The 18,632-nt window shown below is 41.3% G+C and carries 15 protein-coding genes and 2 pseudogenes; 12 read left to right on the forward strand and 5 right to left on the reverse strand.

The window, feature by feature from the left end; translation table 11 throughout:
- Window positions 1-11 precede the first annotated feature (11 nt).
- From MKZ02_RS13180 to MKZ02_RS13200, 5 genes are all read left to right on the forward strand, one after another.
- Window positions 12-1,217, forward strand: coding sequence for a M20 metallopeptidase family protein (locus MKZ02_RS13180; protein WP_340853941.1), 1,206 nt, complete (start codon window positions 12-14; stop codon window positions 1,215-1,217).
- A gap of 66 nt (window positions 1,218-1,283) precedes the next feature.
- Window positions 1,284-2,708 (forward strand): aldehyde dehydrogenase family protein, encoded by a 1,425-nt coding sequence (locus MKZ02_RS13185; RefSeq protein ID WP_340856394.1) that lies wholly within the window; start codon window positions 1,284-1,286, stop codon window positions 2,706-2,708.
- 140 nt (window positions 2,709-2,848) lie between these two features.
- A complete protein-coding gene (locus MKZ02_RS13190) occupies window positions 2,849-4,189 on the forward strand; it encodes an aminotransferase family protein (RefSeq protein WP_340853943.1) in 1,341 nt (446 codons plus the stop codon).
- A 283-nt stretch (window positions 4,190-4,472) separates the two neighbouring features.
- On the forward strand, window positions 4,473-6,068 hold the full coding sequence (locus tag MKZ02_RS13195) for an ATP-binding protein (RefSeq protein WP_340853944.1): 1,596 nt from the start codon (window positions 4,473-4,475) through the stop codon (window positions 6,066-6,068).
- A 32-nt stretch (window positions 6,069-6,100) separates the two neighbouring features.
- On the forward strand, window positions 6,101-6,550 hold the full coding sequence (locus tag MKZ02_RS13200) for a YaiI/YqxD family protein (protein WP_340853946.1): 450 nt from the start codon (window positions 6,101-6,103) through the stop codon (window positions 6,548-6,550).
- A 424-nt stretch (window positions 6,551-6,974) separates the two neighbouring features.
- On the opposite strand, the pseudogene MKZ02_RS13205 reads toward MKZ02_RS13200, so the two are convergent.
- The 3 genes and pseudogenes from MKZ02_RS13205 to MKZ02_RS13215 form a co-directional block, all read right to left on the reverse strand.
- A pseudogene (locus MKZ02_RS13205) lies at window positions 6,975-7,358 on the reverse strand (VOC family protein).
- 27 nt (window positions 7,359-7,385) lie between these two features.
- Window positions 7,386-7,587: pseudogene (locus MKZ02_RS13210) on the reverse strand (flavodoxin family protein); the annotation flags it as partial.
- A 242-nt stretch (window positions 7,588-7,829) separates the two neighbouring features.
- On the reverse strand, window positions 7,830-8,276 hold the full coding sequence (locus tag MKZ02_RS13215) for a GNAT family N-acetyltransferase (RefSeq protein ID WP_340853948.1): 447 nt from the start codon (window positions 8,274-8,276) through the stop codon (window positions 7,830-7,832).
- Window positions 8,277-8,930: 654 nt separating this feature from the next.
- Here MKZ02_RS13215 and MKZ02_RS13220 point away from each other — a divergent pair.
- From MKZ02_RS13220 to MKZ02_RS13250, 7 genes are all read left to right on the forward strand, one after another.
- Window positions 8,931-9,746, forward strand: coding sequence for an ABC transporter permease (locus MKZ02_RS13220; RefSeq protein WP_340856395.1), 816 nt, complete (start codon window positions 8,931-8,933; stop codon window positions 9,744-9,746).
- A 4-nt stretch (window positions 9,747-9,750) separates the two neighbouring features.
- Window positions 9,751-10,530, forward strand: coding sequence for an ABC transporter ATP-binding protein (locus MKZ02_RS13225; protein WP_340853949.1), 780 nt, complete (start codon window positions 9,751-9,753; stop codon window positions 10,528-10,530).
- Between the two features lie 69 nt (window positions 10,531-10,599).
- A complete protein-coding gene (locus MKZ02_RS13230) occupies window positions 10,600-11,637 on the forward strand; it encodes an ABC transporter substrate-binding protein (protein WP_340856397.1) in 1,038 nt (345 codons plus the stop codon).
- A gap of 161 nt (window positions 11,638-11,798) precedes the next feature.
- The gene (locus tag MKZ02_RS13235) at window positions 11,799-13,364 is read left to right on the forward strand and encodes a spore germination protein (protein WP_340853950.1); all 1,566 of its coding nucleotides are present in this window, start codon (window positions 11,799-11,801) and stop codon (window positions 13,362-13,364) included.
- A 25-nt stretch (window positions 13,365-13,389) separates the two neighbouring features.
- The gene (locus MKZ02_RS13240) at window positions 13,390-14,601 is read left to right on the forward strand and encodes a Ger(x)C family spore germination protein (RefSeq protein WP_340853951.1); all 1,212 of its coding nucleotides are present in this window, start codon (window positions 13,390-13,392) and stop codon (window positions 14,599-14,601) included.
- Window positions 14,598-14,819, forward strand: a complete 222-nt coding sequence (locus tag MKZ02_RS13245; protein WP_340853952.1) for a hypothetical protein — start codon at window positions 14,598-14,600, stop codon at window positions 14,817-14,819. Before MKZ02_RS13240 ends, MKZ02_RS13245 begins: the two co-directional genes overlap by 4 nt.
- Window positions 14,820-14,864: 45 nt before the next feature.
- Window positions 14,865-15,983: a GerAB/ArcD/ProY family transporter gene (locus tag MKZ02_RS13250; protein ID WP_340853953.1), complete on the forward strand. Its 1,119-nt coding sequence runs from the start codon at window positions 14,865-14,867 to the stop codon at window positions 15,981-15,983.
- Here the strand turns inward: MKZ02_RS13250 and MKZ02_RS13255 are convergent, their stop codons facing one another.
- Together MKZ02_RS13255 and MKZ02_RS13260 are read right to left on the reverse strand one after the other, a co-directional pair.
- Entirely contained in the window at window positions 15,984-17,396 is a 1,413-nt protein-coding gene (locus MKZ02_RS13255) for an FMN-binding glutamate synthase family protein (protein WP_340853954.1), read from the reverse strand.
- A gap of 139 nt (window positions 17,397-17,535) precedes the next feature.
- Complete coding sequence (locus MKZ02_RS13260; protein ID WP_120031573.1) at window positions 17,536-18,333, reverse strand: SDR family NAD(P)-dependent oxidoreductase; 798 nt, start codon at window positions 18,331-18,333, stop codon at window positions 17,536-17,538.
- Window positions 18,334-18,632 lie beyond the last annotated feature (299 nt).

The following is an 18,632-nucleotide window of genomic DNA, read 5'->3' on the forward strand; positions in this document are numbered from 1 at the left end:
GAAGGGATCCTATGAAGAGGCAAATGAAGAGTCTTGCCGAGGAAGCGGAAGAAATGGGTCAGCAGCTAGTTGAATGGCGCAGGCGCATTCATCAATATCCGGAACTCAGCTTCAATGAATATAAAACAGCTCAGTTTGTCGCTGAAACGTTAAACAGCTTTAAGGGGATGCAAGTTCAGACAAATGTGGCCAACACAGGGGTAGTAGCTACCCTTACAAAGGGCACTGGCAAAACAGTCGCCATTCGTGCGGACATGGATGCATTGCCCATTGAGGAAAAGACCGCACATGCTTTCCGGTCCCGCCATCAAGGGGTGATGCATGCTTGCGGACACGATGCTCACACGGCCATCCTGCTTGGTGCTGCCAAGCTTTTATCTCAAAAAACAGAACAAGATTCTTTTCACGGAACGGTCAAATTTATTTTTCAGCCAGCAGAGGAAAAAACGGACGAAGAAGGCCTTTCTGGAGCTCCCCGAATGATGGGGGAGGGTGTGTTAGAAGGAGTGGACGCTGTTTTAGCCCTTCATATGTGTCCGTGGCACTCCGTAGGAACCATTCAAGTGAACGATGGATACAGCATGGCTAATGTGGATGTTTTTCACGGGACGATAAAAGGCACCGGCGGCCACGGAGGCTATCCACACCTGGGGACAGATCCTGTTTGGATGCTCGGCTCTGTTCTGCAAAACTTCTATAGTATCAGTGCGAGACGCATTTCTGCTTTGGATACCGCGGTGGCCAGCATTGGTGAAATCCATACGGGAGCAGCCAGCAATATTATCCCACAGGAAGTGGCTATTACCGGAACGCTGCGATCCTACTCTCCTGAAGTAAGAGATCAGCTTGCTGAGGAGATAGAAACAGCTTTTAAAGTCGTGGAGTCACTGGGAGGGAGTTATACATTTGCTGTTGAACGGGGAGAGCCGGCGTTGAATAACCATTCAAAAATTAACGAGGTCATTAAGGTAACAGCAAAGGAACTATACCCGTCTATAAGAATGGAACAAAAGCCGTTCGGTCTCGGAGGAGAAGACTTTGGCTATATGACGAGAGAAGTGCCGGGAGCCATGTTCTTTTTAGGGTGTGCACTGTCTGACGGAGTGAACAGGGATCTGCATACGAATATCTTTGATATTGATGAGCGCTGTCTGCCGGTGGGGGCAGCTATACTTTCTGAAGTAGCGCTGAAGTTATTAAAGCTGCCGCAGGAGTAAAGAGCGGTTCGTTATTTTATTAGGAAGGCGGGATAAAGGGTGAAGACACAAACGCTCAGTCAAAAAATGTTTATTGCCGGTAAATGGATTGGAAAAGAGAAGACCATTGACGTGTTAAATCCTCAAGATCATTCAGTAATCAGCAGTGTTCCGGCTGCCACAGCAGAAGATATGTTATTTGCGATAGAAGAGGCAAAAAACGGGGCGAAAGTGGCTGCTGCTATGCCTGTTCATGTAAGAATGGCTGTTTTGAATCGAGCGGCTCAGTATATTGAGGACCATAAAGAAAAATATGCAAGGACGATTGCCTCAGAAGGAAGCAAAACGATTAGAGAGGCGCGCTCTGAAGTAAAGCGATGCATTCAAACGTTGAAAATATGCGCAGAAGAAGCACGAAGAATTAACGGCGAGACCATTCCTTTTGACCAGTCGGAGGGAAGTGAAGATCGGGTCGGGTATTACTACCGGTTTCCAATTGGCATTGTAGCGGCCATCACTCCTTTTAATGATCCCTTAAACTTGGTCGCACATAAAGTCGGACCGGCGATTGCGTCTGGAAATGCCATCATCGTAAAACCAGCCACAGCTACACCTCTTAGTGCCCTGTTGCTCGCTGAAGCTTTTGAAGCGGCTGGCCTGCCTGGTGAAATTCTTTCTGTTGTTACTGGCAGCGGCCATGAGCTTGGCGATCCGTTAGTTACGCATCCAGCCGTCCGAATGGTTTCCTTTACTGGAGGATTGGAGACAGGAGAAGCGATTGCTCATAAAGCCGGATTAAAAAAGCTTAGTATGGAACTTGGCTCGAACTCACCTGTCATTGTTCTCAAAGATGCGGATATCAATCAGGCTGTAGAATCTACGGTTTCCGGTGCGTTCTGTGCAGCAGGACAGAACTGTATTGGCGTTCAGCGAATTTACATTGAAGAGGAGAAGTTTGAAGAATTTCAGTCATTGTTTGTTGAGCGTACAAAACGCTATCGAATAGGGGATAAACTGAAAGAATCAACAGATATGGGCCCCATGATTAATGAGAGAGAAGCTGTAAGAGTTGAAAGCTGGGTAAACGAGGCGCTTGCTAAAGGAGCAAGGTTATTGGTTGGCGGAGAGCGTAAAGGGGCTTTTTATTCGCCGACGGTTTTAACCGATGTCCCAGCCGGCTGTACTATTGCTCAGCAGGAAATTTTCGGTCCAGTTGTTTTGCTTTATCCAGTTGCAGATATTCATTCAGCGATTGAACAGTCCAATCATGTGAACTATGGACTTCAAGCAGGAATCTTTACGAAAAATATTGATAAAGCCTTTGAAGCAATTGAGAAGATGAACGTAGGCGGGTTAATGATTAACGACAGCAGTGATTATCGTATTGATGGCATGCCGTTTGGAGGAGTCAAAGGATCGGGTCTCGGACGGGAAGGAGTAAAGTTTGCCATCCAGGAAATGACAGAACCAAAGGTTGTCAGTTTTAAACTCGCACATAAACGAACGATTTAATATTCTCTATGAAAAATAATCAATAAAGATCAGAGAGCAAACATAGAGTCACAGAACAACCAGAAACAATTACTTTCAACAAATAAGAAAGCATCTAACAAACGTAAGTATCAGAAAAGAATTTATGAGGAGGAACAATAATGAGTGTTCAAACAACTGAAAATGTACAAAAAAAATATGAGGAGCTAGCAGCAATTGATAAGAAACACTTTTTGCATCCGACATCTTCCCTTAAGCAGCATCAGGAGGAGGGACCGGGATTTATTTTTACCGAAGGGAAAGGCATTTATTTAAAAGATGTTAGAGGAAGAAAAGTCATTGATAGCTTGTCTTCCTTATGGAATGTCAACATTGGGCACGGAAGAGAAGAGCTTGGACAGGCGGCGATGGAGCAGATGAAGAAGCTGGCATTCAGTTCTACATTCGCTACTAACAGTCATGAGCCAGTCATTCAACTGTCTGAAAAAATAGCTGAAATGGCACCGGGGGATTTAACGATGACATTCTTTACTTCAGGCGGGTCAGAAGCAAATGACACGGCTTTCAAAACAGCACGCTACTATTGGCAGTTAAAAGGACAGTCGAAAAAGAAAAAGATCATCTCTCGAAAAAAATCGTATCATGGTGTATCGGTAGGAGCAACGAGTGCGACTGGATTGCCAGCATTCAGAGAGTTTCCGTCTTTAGCTCCAGATTTTTATTACGTGGATTCCTCCATTGATGCATTAAAAGAACTTATTGAGCGTGAAGGTGCCGAAACGATCGCTGCGTTTATCTCTGAACCTGTTCAGGGATCAGGTGGGGTGAATTTGCCTCCTGAAGGCTATTTTCAAGAAGTACGAAAGCTTTGTGATCAAAATGATATTCTTTTTATCGCAGATGAAGTCATTACCGGGTTTGGTCGTACAGGCAAAAACTTTGGCATTGAAAATTTCGGTGTTACCCCGGATATGATGTGTATAGCGAAAGGAATAACGAGCGGCTATGCCCCACTTGGAGGAATGATTATTTCAGAGAAGCTCAAAAAGGAATTGATTGAATTATCAGACGGTGTGTATATGCATGGATACACTTACAGCGGACATCCAATGTGCTGTGCTGTTGCTTTGAAAAACTTGGAAATCATTGAACAGGAAAATTTAATCGGCAATGTCCGGGAGATGGGAGAAGAGTTGCAAAAAGGGCTTAAGTGGCTGGAACAACGCCATGATGTTCTCGGAGAAGCAAGAGGTATCGGACTGCTCGGCGCTATTGGAATTGTGGAAGATAAAGAAACGAACAAACGATTTAAAGAACCGGTCTCTCCTAAGGTAGTAGCGGAAGCATTAAAACGCAATTTATTAGGAAGAAGTATTATTTATGAAGGGCAGGACACGCTAGCCTTTGCCCCGCCATTCTGTATTACAAAAGAAGAAATCGAAACGATTATCTCTATTATTGATGAGTCATTGATAACTGTTATGAAAGAGCTGAAAGCATAAATATAAAAAATCCCCTCACTTTTCCCAATGCGGACATCCTAAGAAGTCTGTATTGGGACTTTTCTATTTCTAGCCTCCTTATGATCGTATCGACTCAGCTGTTCATGGTTCTGTAAAGAGGGAGAATTGCAATGGCTGTCTAACACATAGAAAAGCTCAACGCACGCTGAGTTTTAAGCACTTTAGAAAAATCCATTATTCGGTTTTGAGCCATCTTCTGTTAAACTCAATTTATACTTAAAAGCGTATGAGAAATTATTACTCGTTTAGGGGATAGAGAATAATGGAAAAAATGAACATCTGTTTTGATACCCTAAAAACCCAATGTCAAAAGAGAGGGCTTGATCCTCTTATTACACCTGAGTTTAAAGAGGTCTTAAATGAAAAGGAATTACAACAAAAGCGCTTGCAGCATACAAAGTTTTTACAAGTAGTCGATCACTTTTTTGAAAAGTTTATCTCCTCTATGCAAGGTGTACCTATCTTAACAGCCACCGCTGATAAAGAAGGGTATGTGATTCAAATGCTTGGAGATCAAACGATCAAGGATACAGTCAATCAACTTGGAATTAGGGAAGGCGTGCAATTTACAGAGGAAATTTGCGGGATGAATTCTGTTATTCTCGCGTTAAAATATGATCAGCCAATTGAAATGATTGGACCCGATCATTATCATCATTGTTTGCATTCATGTGCGTGTTATGGCGTGGCCATAAAAGATCCGATTGAGGGAGGTATCTTGGGGGCGATCACCTTTATGACAACAATCGATCAGGCCAGTCCTCTCTTGTTGACGCTGTTATTAACGATGAAAGATTCTATTGAAAGAGAACTTCAATTGTTAAAGCAAAATGAAAAACTGTATATTCTTAATAAGCTGATGATGGACACAACGAGAAATGGCATGATGATCTCAAATAAAGAGGGTAAACTAATCGGGTTTAATCTTTCAGCCGAGCAGATAACCGGCTTGAAAAGGGAAGAAGTATTTTTTCAGCCAATTAATAAACTAGGTAGCTTTGGCTCCTACTTAAACAAAGTGCTGGGGGAAAACAAGCAGTATACTGACTTGGAGATTTCCTTTGTGCAGAAGAGCGGGCAAGAGACGACAGTTTTATTCGATGCGTTACCTATTCGTGATGAACAACAGAAGTTAACAGGAGCATTTGCCCAAATAAAAGATATTACAGGACGTAAGAAGACAGAAGAATTATTATTAAATACTGAAAAGCTCGCAGCTATCGGTCAAATGGCGGCCGGTGTGGCCCATGAAATTCGTAATCCTCTTACAACGATTCGTGGATTCATCCAGCTCGTTAAGGAAGACTTTAAAGAAGAGTCACACTTCCAGCTTATTTTAGAAGAAATTGACCGAATAAATTTTATCGTTAGTGAACTCTTAATTCTTTCTAAACCGAATGTAGTTCATTTTCATAATAAGAACCTAAACAAAATACTTATGGAAACCATTTCTTTATTTCAAACACAAGCAAGCATGAGCAACATCCAAATGGCAACTGAATTTGCCAATAGCGAATTAATGATTCACTGTAATAAAAATCAATTAAAGCAGGTGTTTATCAACCTGTTTAAGAACAGTGTGGAAGCGATGCCGTTTGGCGGGCAATTGACGATCCGTGTTGGAGAAACAAAAGATAGCGAGGCAAGAATCCAGATCATAGATGAAGGAGAAGGGATGAAGCCGGAACAAATTCAAAAGTTGGGCACACCTTTTTATACGACAAAAGAAACTGGCACAGGGCTTGGCTATATGATTATCAAACGTATTATTGAGCAGCATAAAGGACGCTTGAACGTTAGCAGTAAAGTAAATAAAGGAACTGTTGTGGAAATTACGTTGCCGCTTATTGATCCTTAACTAAGAGATGATAAGTAAAGGAGTACTTGGTTATGCCTACGATTCTAATTGATGCAGATGGCTGCCCGGTGGTTGACCGGGCGTTAAAAGTAGCAAAAAAGTTTGGGTTAAGAGTGGTATTAATTTGTGATACGGCCCACGTTATGCAGCGGGATGGAGCAGAGACAGTTACAGTCTCGAAGGGAGCGGATGCGGTGGACTTTGTCTTGGTCAACCGCGTGAAAAAAGGGGATATTGTTATTACACAAGATTATGGATTAGCCGCCATGGTCCTAGCTAAAAATGGGTATGCCATTGACCAGAATGGCCGTTTGTATACACCTGATAATATCGATCAGCTTCTTGGCTTTCGTCATGTCGCTAAAAAAGCAAGACAGGCCGGTGAAAGAATGAAAGGCCCTAGAAAACGGCAGAAAGAAGATGATCAGCAGTTTGAAGAACGCTTCATCAGAGTAGTAGAACAGATTATAGCTGCTGAGTGATAAAGATTCTTTAAACCCCATAAAGTGGTGTGATTTATAGACAGTCCTCTTCTCATAAATGGCTGTTAGAAGGGGACATAGCGTTATTTCATTTATCAAATTCCTCTTTATTTAGTTCTTCGCTCATTTAAAATAATTAAGCATGTAACATGTTGATCTATAATAAAGATTGATTAAAAATCATTGTAAGCTTTTGATTTCAATGCATATAAAAAGCCAACGTTTTGAATAAGGATTATTCAAAACGTTGGCTTTTCTTTACTTTCCAGGACTGTTTTTTATAAAAGATTGATTACTTTGAGCCTTCTTGTTTCACTATGCGGAGCCCTCTGTTAGTTCCATAAAGGAAAAACCATTCTAATGGCAGCCTCATATTTTTCAACTAGCATACCTCTAGTTCGATAAGGATTCATTCAGCCCCGTTTTATTCCATAGAAGTGCAGATCTCAATATAATGTCCATCTGGGGCGGCTACATAAGCAACTATTTGTCCCTACGGCTTTGTAATGGGTTCTTTTATGATTGGTACACCTTGTCTTCGAAGCTTGTCGATTGTAGCTAGGGCATCTTCAACAGCAAATCCAATTTCAAAAGTTTGAGTTGAAACAGGGGCTTCAGGTACATTTAATCCGATTTTTTCTTTTACAGATTGGCGCGTATTAATCGAAAGCGTTGTTGCGCCAGTGTTAAACTCAACATATGTATCTTGTTGCATTTTGACAGGCAAGTCCAAAATGTCTTTGCAAAAATGCATGGTCTTTTCAAAATTGTTTACGTAAAGAATGATATATTTCATAGCTAATTTTATTTGCTTCACCCTTATCATTAAGGATTAGAAACCTTCAAAAGTTGTTCCTACAAAATCAAAGATATGTTGAAACTGCTGAATCATTGGTAAGCCTTTAATGTATGGATTATCTCCACCCACTGCAATAACATAGGCTTTTTTTGAGACATTTGTTTTTAAAATCGGGATATTGTGTGTCTCTCAAAGTCTGGGACCAACGATCAATAAAATTTTTCATTATTCCTGTCATGAGAATAAAAACATATTTATTAACTAAACGGATGCTTTTGTCCAATAGACTGAAACAACTTTATTGTTTTTTGGCGTAAATGTGAAATTGTATAGTGCAATATGTTATAAAACGACTTTTAACAGCCTTATTACATTTCATATGTAGTAAGGCTGTTATTATAATTAAATAACTTTATTATCTCTGTACAAATCAATAGTAGAAACATTTAATTTAGCTGTCCAATCCTCCAATTACTCCCTCTAGTGAACCATTACTTTCATTAAGGGTAACTTTCGATTTTGAAAGACTGTAGAAGAAATTTCTCCTATTCTTTTGGCTCCCATTTTCTTATAGAACCCTTCTGCATTCGGTTCACTATCCAGTGTAAATTCCTCTATGTTTAATTTTTTCGCTCGATCCATTACATCTCTCCACAATAACTTTCCTATGCCTTTTCCAATATAATCTGGTTTTATAAAGAAAGCGTCTAGCCTATTGGGATTCAATTCTAAACTATAAAAGGCCAGAAGTTTACCATTGTCCTCCAAAACATAGACGTGTTTTTCTTCAATATCACACGGAGTCACAGTCAAATCATCTTTACACTTTTCCATGAAGTCTTCCGTATATCCCCAGTAAGCCTTTGATTGGAACGCTAATTCACTAAGCTGTAAAATTTCGTGAATTTTAGCCTTTCGTATAATCATCCGTCATCCTCCGTAGGTATGAAATTTTTGGCTTTGTGACGATGCCTCTGATTGTAATCTATCGGTTAAGCAGATAACGCATAGTGACATGTCTATCATTGATTGTTTTATTTACACTAACAGTTCTCGTTGCAGCCGTGCTAATAGCTAGTTTCATTTCTCCGATTCACGGTTGGAATTTAACTCCTTGCCTTTGAAACGGTTTGCGATGGAACAGTAGAGATTTCGAAACAAAGTTTGATTAAAATATGCTCTTTAATCCTTATGTACGGACAAAAGCACCCCCTTCATTTTGAAAAAAGACTATTTTTTCTTCTTCGACTAAATCTCCTAATAGTAAAAGGGAAAGGTTAAAACAAGGTTTTCAATCCAACTTTATTCTAATTGATCAGCTTTTATTTTGAAAAGCGATAGAGAGGAAGAATGAATGGTCGCATATGCATATCAACATAGACAGATAAAGAAAAGCGGGTATTGGAGCCTAGAAGAAATCAATCCATAAAGAGTATTGTTTATTCCAGGCTCCTTTTTGGTTGGTCAAATGATAGAGTTTTTATTTAAAGAAAGAGCGCAGGTAAATTTGTTTCCTAAGGCCTTTCACACTTTTTGGGCTCTTTACATATTTTATACTTGTAGAGGTGGTGAGGTGTGAAAATGAAAAAAACAGCCATTCAGTTTGACCCATTCAAAGTGGAACAACAAGAATGGAAAAGACAGCAACGAAAGGAAAGGTACAAAAAAGCGCTGACGATCTGTTCTCCAATATTTGTTCTTTTATTATGGGAGTTTTTATCGCGAGTCGCTTGGATTGATCCCCGCTTTTTCCCGCCGCCAGTTGAGATTATTAAGACGTTGATTACTATGAGTGTGAGCGGAGAATTATTTCATCATATCTGGATTTCTCTCTATCGCATTTTTGCAGGATTTCTTTTAGGGGTTATTCCAGGTGTGGTTATTGGATTACTAATGGGGCTTTACTCGCCGATCCGTCATTTTGTTTCGCCGCTCGTTATGGCGTTAATGCCGATTCCCACACTTGCCTTGCTTCCGCTTATCATTATTTTGTTTGGCATTGGCGACCTTTCGAAAATTGTAACGATTGCGGGAAGCGTATTTTTCCCTGTTGTGATCAACACAGCCGCGGGTGTCATGAATATTGATGCGATTCATTTAGACGTAGCAAAAAATTACGGTGCCAGTTCAAAAGAGTATTTTTTCAAGATAGCCTTGCCGGGTGCTCTTCCTGTGATGCTTGAGGGTGTGCAAATGGGGCAGGCCATTGCCCTTCTAACGATTGTTGCGGCGGAAATGATGGGAGCTACTTCCGGGATTGGTTATTTAATTTGGACGTCTTATAAAGCATTTCTGTTAAAGGAAATGTTTGTAGGGTTGATACTTATCTCGTTTTTTGGCTATTTCTTTTCAGTAGCATTGAGGATATTGCAAAAAAAGCTCATTCCTTGGAGGTGACAAGATGAACGGGCAGCTTAAGATTGTGATCAAGCATTTAACGAAAGTTTTTTTTAAGAAAGAGAGCCGTGTAAAGGCTTTGGATCGCATTTCTACTACTATTCAAGAAGGAGAGTTTGTTTGTCTCGTTGGACCAAGCGGCTGCGGCAAGACGACACTTCTTCGCATTCTGGCAGACTTAGAAACAGCGAGCACGGGTTCCTATGAAATTATACCGAGCCAGGAAAATCGTCCGCTTCAATCGATGGTCTTTCAAGAGCGGGGAGTGATCCCTTGGATGACAGTGGAGGAAAATGTGGCGTTCGGCTTGAAGATGAGGAAATTGCCAAAAAGTGTAGTAAAAGAAAGAACAGCTTACTACTTAAGGAAAACAGGGCTGAACATGTATGCCTCTTTGTACCCGAAAGAACTCTCAGGAGGAATGAAGCAACGCGTCAGCATTGCCCGTGCTTTTGCAAATGATCCTGAGATTTTACTGATGGATGAACCATTTGCTGCACTTGATGAGCAAAATAAATTTATTTTGCAAGAGGAGCTGCTAGCAATCTGGATGGAGACTAAGAAAACGGTGTTATTTATTACTCATAGCATTGATGAGGCACTGTTGCTCGCAGATCGCATTTTACTGATGAGCGCACAGCCAGGAAAAATCGTTCGAGACATTCATATAGATCTGCCGCGGCCGCGTACGATGGAACAGGTACGGGCAGATCCGGGGGCCGCTGCATACTTCATGGATATTCGCAAGCATTTGCAGGATGAGGTGCAGGCGTCTAGAAATTAAGGGGGGAAAACGATGGGAGAACGATGGTTTCGCGTCTGTTTTATAATGTTGTTTGCTTTTCTACTTATTATGAGCGGCTGTTCGCAATCAGGAACAGAAGGAAATTCAAATACAGAAACGAACAAAAAGAACCCTTCCGGTGATTTAGCGCCTCTTCAAAAGAAAACAACAGTCGTTATTGCAGAAGACGGGGCTGCTTCAGGAGCGGGATTTTATATAGCTAAAGAGAAAGGATATTTCGCTGACTATAATATTGAAGTAAAGTTTGCTCAATTTGCTAATAGTGATGACATGCTGCCAGCCCTTGCTGCCGGTGAAGTAGATATTGCTGGTGGTGTATCGACTGCTTCTTTTTTCAATGCGATTGCTCAAGGGATTGACGTGAAAATTATTGCCGATAAAGGCCACAATGTAAAAGGAAAATCCTATTTTTCCTTTGTCATCGGCAAAGATAAACAAAAGGAAATAAAGGAATATGCTGATTTTAAAGGCAAACGCATTGCAGTTTCTACCAAAAATGGCGTAGATGATTATATATTCCAGCAAATGCTTGCACATGGAGGATTGACGAGGAAAGACGTCGAGTTTGTATTGATGCCAGATTTCGGAAGCATGCTAGCCGCTATTGACAACGGATCCATTGATGCTGCTCTTCAAATAGAACCGTTCATCACACAGGGAGAGGAAAAAGGGATGCACGTGCGCTTTGGCGATGCAACAGATTATGCGCCAGAAGCCCAAATTGCCATGGTTCTCGCTTCTCCTAAATTTATCAATGAGGAGGAAGAGGTTTCTTTGCGATTTATGGCTGCCTATTTAAAAGGAGTCCGGGACTATAATGATGCTTTTATGAAAGGGAAACATAAAGAAGAGATCATTCAAATTATGACAAAACATACTGCTCTTAAAGATGCCAATGTGTGGGAAAATGTTTTCGTTACAGGTCTCAATCCGAACGGTGAAATGTATATGGAAGACATTAAAAAGCAGTACCAGATGTATAAAGCAAATGGAGCGATTCAAGGAGAAGTCGATTTGAACAAAGCCATTGATTCCTCATTAACAGAAGAAACAATTAAAGTTATCGGAGAATATAAACAGGAATAAGCAGGTAGAGCACAGACAATTAGTCTGTGCTCTTTTTATGGTGTGCAGACGAAAAAATGTATGTAAGCCAATTTAAAGATTTCTGTATAAAATAACCCAAATGAAGAATCATAGAGAAAAGAATGAGTGTGAGCTTGAAAAATAGGGGGGAGGGATGCAAGGTGATCCGGAATGTAAATAGGCTGCTAAGGAGAAAGAAAGAGCAGCAGCGTCCATCTCATCAGGAAGCGAAACCCCAAGATAAGCTACATGACAGTTTTGAACAAAACGTTGAAATGTTTTGTTCCATTTATCAAAACTGTTCCGACGTCCTTTTTCGATCCTTTTTCCTTTTTGGAAAAACCAAAGCCGTAGTGATCTCTATTGAAGGGCTCACCAATATGGAAAGCCTTAAAGAGCATGTTCTTTCTCCTCTTATGAAGAAAACAGATGATGATCCAAAGTCGCTTAATGAATTTATAGAAAGAAAACTGGCTGTTTTGAAAGTCCAGAAAGTAAACTTGGTTGCGGACTGTATTGAGTCCATCTCAAATGGAAATCCTATTTTGCTATGTGAAGGAGAAACTGCGGCCTTATCCTTAGGGCTGGCTAAGTGGGAAAAGAGAAGCATCGAAGAGCCTCAGGCCGAGTCCTCCATTAGAGGACCGCGGGAAGGATTTGTTGAATCGATTGGAGTGAATACGGCTCTATTGCGACGCATTATCAAAAGTCCCGCATTGAAAATACAATCAATGATGATTGGCGAATATACAAAAACCAATGTTGCGATTGCGTATATGGAGGGCCTTGCCGATCCAACGCTTATTAAGGAAGTGAAAAACCGGCTGCAAAAAATTAAAATAGATGGAGTCTTGGAAAGTGATTACATCGAAGAGTTGATTGAGGATAACCCTTTTTCTCCCTTTCCGCAGATTTTATCGTCTGAACGGCCGGATGTTGCTTGTGCTAATTTACTTGAAGGGCGCATCGTCATTTTAGTAGATGGAACTCCATTTATATTAATTGCTCCTATCTCTTTCTTCTCCTTATTGCAAGTTCAAGAAGATTACTATCAGCGCTTTGTCATTAGTACATTCATCCGATGGCTCCGGTACACTTTTCTTGGAGTCGCCCTGCTGCTTCCTTCCGTGTATGTCGCTGTGGCTACTTTTCATCAGGAAATGCTGCCGACTACGTTACTTCTTAGCATTGCTGCTGCGCGGGAAACCGTGCCTTTCCCCGCTTTAGTAGAAGTGTTGATAATGGAAATTGCATTTGAGGCGTTACGGGAAGCAGGCGTAAGGTTACCGAGGCAAATTGGATCTGCTATCAGTATTGTTGGAGCGCTCGTTATCGGTCAAGCGGCTGTTCAGGCAGGGCTTGTTTCTGCACCTATGGTTATTGTCGTTGCGATTACAGGGATTGCCTCCTTTATGCTCCCCCGTTACATTACGGGCATGTCTATCCGAGTGCTTCGCTTCCCGCTTGTTTTTCTTGCCGGTACATTAGGGTTACTTGGCGTGGTTATTGGCCTGATTGCTATCATCATTCATTTATGTACATTACGGTCGTTTGGTGAGCCTTATTTAGCGCCGCTAGCTCCGCTGAAGAGGCGAGAGCTAAAGGATACGCTATGGCGGGCTCCTTGGTGGATGATGGATACGCGCCCGCACTTTACGGGAGAATCTAACGTATATCGTCAGTCTCCCAATCAGGCGCCTAATCCAAAAGGAGGAGATCATGGATAACGTTCCTAAAAGAAGGTGAATCATCATGTCAGCATTAAAAAGCAAAAGCCTCTTAGTGAAACGTATATTACTGTTTCTATCTTTTAGCGGTTCGCTCCTCTTATTAGGTGGCTGTTGGGATAGAGTGGAAATCAATGATTTGGCTATTGTGACAGCAGCTGCTATTGACGAAAAGGGTGCCAATCGAGTCGAACTCTCCCTCCAGATATTTGTTCCTAAATCAATGGGGGGACAAGGCCAAGGACAAGGAGGCGGAGGAGGCGGAGAAAAAACCGTAGTCATTTCTGAGTCAGGTACCAATCTTGCCGATGCATTGTCAAAGCTGCAAATGGACTTTCCTCGTCAAATTTTTTGGGGACAGTGCAAGGTGTTTATATTCGGAGAGAAGTTAGCACGCACAGGCATATATGAGCATTTAGATTTCTTGCTTCGCCATCCGCAGCCAAGGGAAAGAGGGTATATGTTTGTTAGTAAGGGGAAAGCAAAAAATGTTTTGGAATTACAAACTACTTTGGAGCCTTATTCGGGAGAAGCTGTTCGGGAAATGACGAACATAGGAACTGTTTTGAAAGTAACCATGCAAGATTTGGATGAAATGCTAACCGGGTTCTCTCAAGCTGCTGCTCTCCCATATATAAGGGTAGCTACAGAGAAAATGGAGATAAAGAAACCTTACAAATACACGAAATTTATTGGAGCGGCCGTATTTAGAAAAGATCGAATGGTTGGTGCTCTTCCTCAAAAAGAAACGAGGGGACTACTCTGGTTAAAAAATGCAGTAAAAGAATATACCGTTACGGCAAGGCCTAGGGGAGAAAAGAGAGAGGTATCCTTCACTCCCCGGTCAGTCCATGTGAGTCTTGATCCGAAAATCCGCAACAAGCAATGGGAAATGATAGTGAAAGTTAAAACGGATGGAATGCTCATACAAAATCAAACAAAGTTAGACCTTTATAACCCGAAGGATTTAAAGCTTGTTGAACAGGCTTATGAGGCGGATATTAAACAACGGGTGGAGGCGGCTACGAGGAAAATACAGCACGATCTAAAAGCAGACATCAATAATTTTGCAGAAGAGTTTCATCGAAAATACCCGAGACAGTGGAAGCAAGTGGAGAATCGCTGGGAAGAAGTCTTTCCGACTGTAAAGGTACATGTTCAGGTGGACGCCAACATTCGCAGGCAAGGAAATATTAATGAGCCAGAAAAAACAAGAGAAGGGGTGAGGAATGAGTGAGATGGGGGTCTTTTCTTGCTGTCATCTTAGTTAGCGTGATCATCCTCTTATTTCAATGGCCAAAGGTCAAAAAGGCCCCTAAAAAAGACAAGTGGGCATTCAGCATGATATTGATCATTGGCTGGACGTTGTCAATGTTTGACCTTCCGCACATCAATGGACCGGTGACGTGGAAAGAAATGATTTTTAAACCACTTGGACAGTTTCTGCAAAAATAGGCGGTTAGAATTTATTTTGACTTACTCAAGAAAAGAGGAACATGGATGAAGGAAGGTAAAATTTCAACCCTGCAAATGTCTATGATGATGTACCCAACCATTCTTGCTACCGCTATTCTTTCAGTTCCCAGTGTGACGGCGGGGTATGCTAAACAAGATTTATGGCTGTCGCCCATTATCGCCTCGTTTATCGGATTTGTCACCGTGTATATAGCTGTTCAATTACATAAACTGTATCCAGGCCAAACTATCGTTCAATCCACTGAACAAATCATTGGCCGCTTCATGGGAAAAGTAGTCGTTTTTTTTATTTTATTGTTTTATATCGAAATAACAGGACAAATTGTTCGTTCCTATAGTGAATTCATTGCCAGCTCCTTTTTATTTAAAACTCCGATCAGTGTTGTGATTGCCTCGATGCTTCTTCTTTGTGCCTTTGCTGTGCAGGGAGGATTGGAAATTATAGGAAGAATAACCCAGCTGTTTTTCCCAGTTTTTTTTGTTCCGCTTATTATTCTGATTTTTTTGCTGAGCCCTAATTTTGAAATTAAAAATATATTACCAGTGCTGGAAGAGGGGGTGATTCCTCCGATAAAAGGGGCTGTTATACTAAGTGGGTGGTTTGCTGAATTTTTTTTGATTGCCTTCTTTCTGCCTTCTTTGTCAGATGGAAAAAAAGCGCTTAAACAAGGGTTGATCATTGTATTGGCTGTCATGGTTACACTCATTGCTGTCAGCTTAACTACTCTTTTTGTTCTGGGAGTAACCACTTCATCTAAAATCTATCCTTTAATGAATGCTAGCCGCTATATTAGCTGGGCCGATTTTTTTGAAAACCTTGATGCGATCGTCATGGCTATTTGGATTATGGGAGCGTTTGTAAAGCTTTCAGTTTTTTATTATGTTATTGTCTTAGGAACGGCCCAGTGGTTGAATCTTTCTAGTTACCGTTTCATTATCTGGCCGATTGGCATTTTAATTGCTGAATTTAGTTTTTGGTCGATCCCGGACACAATGGCATTCGCCCGAGATGAAAATCAGTCCTTCCCTTTTTATTCGCTGCTGATCCAGACACTTCTTCCGCTATGTTTATTGGTCATCGCTCTCATACGAAAGAGGGGCAGGAAGGAGCAATCCAGACAGATGAAACGAGCGGAACAGTGACTATTCCTTTTTATGAATGTCTGCCCATGGTTCAAATGAAAAAGGAATACCGGCCATTTGAGCGGTAGACTGATCATATGAAACTAAATCTCTTTTTGATAACTCTTTCAGCGAGCGCTTGCCCATTGCTCGTAAGGCAGTTTTCATTTCTTCAGTGCTTGCTATCAAGAACTTTTCTGCCGCTTTTGCTCCTTCTTCAACGTCAAACTGGTTTTTAAGCTTGCCGTTATACCAGACCACCTGCGTAGGAGGCTCAAACGGAAGAGGGGTGATTGATTGACCATGTGACATGGCAAATAGTATCGGAGAACCTAAATAGACCGCATCGGCTCCAAGAGCAAGCGCCTTCAAAAAGTGCCCAGGGGTAAGCATCCCGCCAGAAACAATTAAACTCATTTGTTTTTTCATATTTCTCTGTTCTAAATGATTGACAGCCCGGACGATCGCATGCAAAGTTGGAATGCCGAAATCATCAGATAAAATAGGAGGAGAACCGTATGTAGCAGCTTGTCCGCCGTCGATAGCAATGTAATCGACATCCATAGCAAGTAGGTGATCAATATCTTCTTCAATTTTGCCACCTGCCCCTATTTTTACACCGATCGGCACACCTCCTGACAGCTTCCGAAGTTGTTGCACAAGTTCTTTTACATCATTCAATGTTTGATTCTCAAAAAAATGTTCGTGAATAATGGCCATTTCCCCTTTTTCCAGTCCCATAACTTTACGAGCATCGCCTGTTAAGTCATCGGGCGGAATATGGGTGCCCATTCCAAACAAGGCTCCTTGCCCCAATTTAATTTCAATCATATCCGCGTGTTTGATCAGCTTTTCTTCTTTTCCCCATTCCGTTTTGGAGAATTGTAGAATATACTTTCCAGCAGCGCTTAGCTCTTCAGGCAATACTCCGCCTTCACCAGAGTTAAGAGCTGTTCCTGTGTTTTTGGCTGCTCTAGCTAAAGAGAGCCGTGCCTGTTCACTAAGAGAAACGCCATATCCCATTCCGCTGATCATTAATGGAATGGGAATTCTCAATGGTTTTTTTGCTTTTGGCCCAATGGTTACTTCGATATCTATCTCTTCTTCGCTGCTGACTGGAAAAGGAGACGTCTGTGCAGGGATAAAAGTAATGGACTCTAAATGAGGCCACTTTTTTGAAGAGCCGAGCGGCCGGTGAAGAACCTTGCCTGTTTCCGCACGAAGGCTATTTTCGAGTGTGTTTTGAATGCCCATATGTCGAAATCCAGGAATGAGCTCCATAATGTTCTCCTGATAGGTGTCCGTTAAAATAATTTTGCCGGCCTGCTGTACCATTCGTTTGACAATCAGACGCCAGCCAGCGAGTAAACAAAGCATAAGAACAAATAATAATATAGTCATTCCGAATATGAAATAGGTTAAAATGTTTGGCATGTTCTCTCCTTGAATGTATGGCAAATTCAGTAGCTGCCCGCATTATCTCCTATTTGTTCTTTATTTATTCATAAAGCAGAAAATGATTGGCTGATCAGATAAAAAACGTCTCTTTCTAGAATCGAAGGGGAACCAGCACTTAATAATAATGTTCACGAGGGCCTTTATAATCCTGAATGGTGTTGCCACCATCGACAACGAAAAGCTGTCCCGTAATATAAGAAGCCTGTTCCGACGCCAGAAACGTAATTAAATGCCCAACTTCATCGGGATGTCCATTTCTGCCCATCGGTGTATTTTCTCCTGCAATTCTTTCGTGATCTGTCTGTGAACCGGTTGCAATCCACCCCGGGGCTACATTATTGACCGTAATATTATGCTTGGCAACTTCAATAGAAATACCTCTGCTCATGCCAACCATGGCTGCCTTAGCTGCACTGTATCCGGTTTCTCCGGGATTGCTAACAAGTGGACCTGTAACGGAGGAGACGTTGACGATTCTTCCATATTCATGTTCAATCATTTGTGGTAGGACAGCGCGGGTGACATGAAAACAGGTAGATAAATTACGCGAAATGGAAACATTCCATTCTTCCGTGTCTAATTCTACGAAAGGAATAAACTTTTCAGGTGAGCCGACTTGCCCCATTCCTGCATTGTTAATAAGGATATCAATTTTTCCAAAATCTTTTACAATGTGTTTGATCAGCTGTTGTGCCTGTTCAAAATCCATTAAATCAGCTGTATAGCCTTTTGCTTCAATTCCTTTTGCTCTTAATTCCTTTTCACGTTCATAAATTCTCTCAGTCGTTGAGGTAATGGCAAGTTTGCCGCCGAGCCCCCCGATAATTTTAGCTGCGGCAAAACCAATGCCCTCATCACTGCCTGCCCCTGTGATAAGGCAGACCTTCCCGTTAAATTGCGTATGTACGTTCATTCCTTCTTGCTCCTTTTTCGAAAAGTATTCTGAACTATTTAAATAGTATAGCAGATTGGTTGCCAGATGTACCAATACATGTAAATAAATTCATTTTGTTGAGACAGCATTGTCGGATTATTGCTCATGGATAGAGTAAAGAGGGATAGATACCTGGACCTTCTAGATAACGATTGTAATAGTTAAATAGCTAACAACCGTAAGAGAAGGTATCTTAGGAAAAAGGTATCTTTAGGCTGCTTGCTATACAGGTATATATGCCTATTAATTGTCTGAAAATTTTGTTTGTTATCGATGAA

Origin of the sequence: Pseudobacillus sp. FSL P4-0506, assembly GCF_038003025.1 — a bacterium.
In the GTDB taxonomy this organism is placed as follows: Bacteria; Bacillota; Bacilli; order Bacillales; family Domibacillaceae; genus Pseudobacillus.

What these genes read in the sequence shown, in the direction of transcription:
- MKZ02_RS13225 (WP_340853949.1), top strand. Translation starts at nt 9,751, where the DNA reads ATGAACGGGCAGCTTAAGATTGTGATCAAGCATTTAACGAAAGTTTTT.
- MKZ02_RS13215 (WP_340853948.1), bottom strand. Translation starts at nt 8,276, where the DNA reads ATGATTATACGAAAGGCTAAAATTCACGAAATTTTACAGCTTAGTGAA.
- MKZ02_RS13230 (WP_340856397.1), top strand. Translation starts at nt 10,600, where the DNA reads ATGAGCGGCTGTTCGCAATCAGGAACAGAAGGAAATTCAAATACAGAA.
- MKZ02_RS13185 (WP_340856394.1), top strand. Translation starts at nt 1,284, where the DNA reads ATGTTTATTGCCGGTAAATGGATTGGAAAAGAGAAGACCATTGACGTG.
- MKZ02_RS13180 (WP_340853941.1), top strand. Translation starts at nt 12, where the DNA reads ATGAAGAGGCAAATGAAGAGTCTTGCCGAGGAAGCGGAAGAAATGGGT.
- MKZ02_RS13195 (WP_340853944.1), top strand. Translation starts at nt 4,473, where the DNA reads ATGGAAAAAATGAACATCTGTTTTGATACCCTAAAAACCCAATGTCAA.
- MKZ02_RS13220 (WP_340856395.1), top strand. Translation starts at nt 8,931, where the DNA reads ATGAAAAAAACAGCCATTCAGTTTGACCCATTCAAAGTGGAACAACAA.
- MKZ02_RS13250 (WP_340853953.1), top strand. Translation starts at nt 14,865, where the DNA reads ATGAAGGAAGGTAAAATTTCAACCCTGCAAATGTCTATGATGATGTAC.
- MKZ02_RS13240 (WP_340853951.1), top strand. Translation starts at nt 13,390, where the DNA reads ATGTCAGCATTAAAAAGCAAAAGCCTCTTAGTGAAACGTATATTACTG.
- MKZ02_RS13200 (WP_340853946.1), top strand. Translation starts at nt 6,101, where the DNA reads ATGCCTACGATTCTAATTGATGCAGATGGCTGCCCGGTGGTTGACCGG.
- MKZ02_RS13255 (WP_340853954.1), bottom strand. Translation starts at nt 17,396, where the DNA reads ATGCCAAACATTTTAACCTATTTCATATTCGGAATGACTATATTATTA.
- MKZ02_RS13260 (WP_120031573.1), bottom strand. Translation starts at nt 18,333, where the DNA reads ATGAACGTACATACGCAATTTAACGGGAAGGTCTGCCTTATCACAGGG.
- MKZ02_RS13190 (WP_340853943.1), top strand. Translation starts at nt 2,849, where the DNA reads ATGAGTGTTCAAACAACTGAAAATGTACAAAAAAAATATGAGGAGCTA.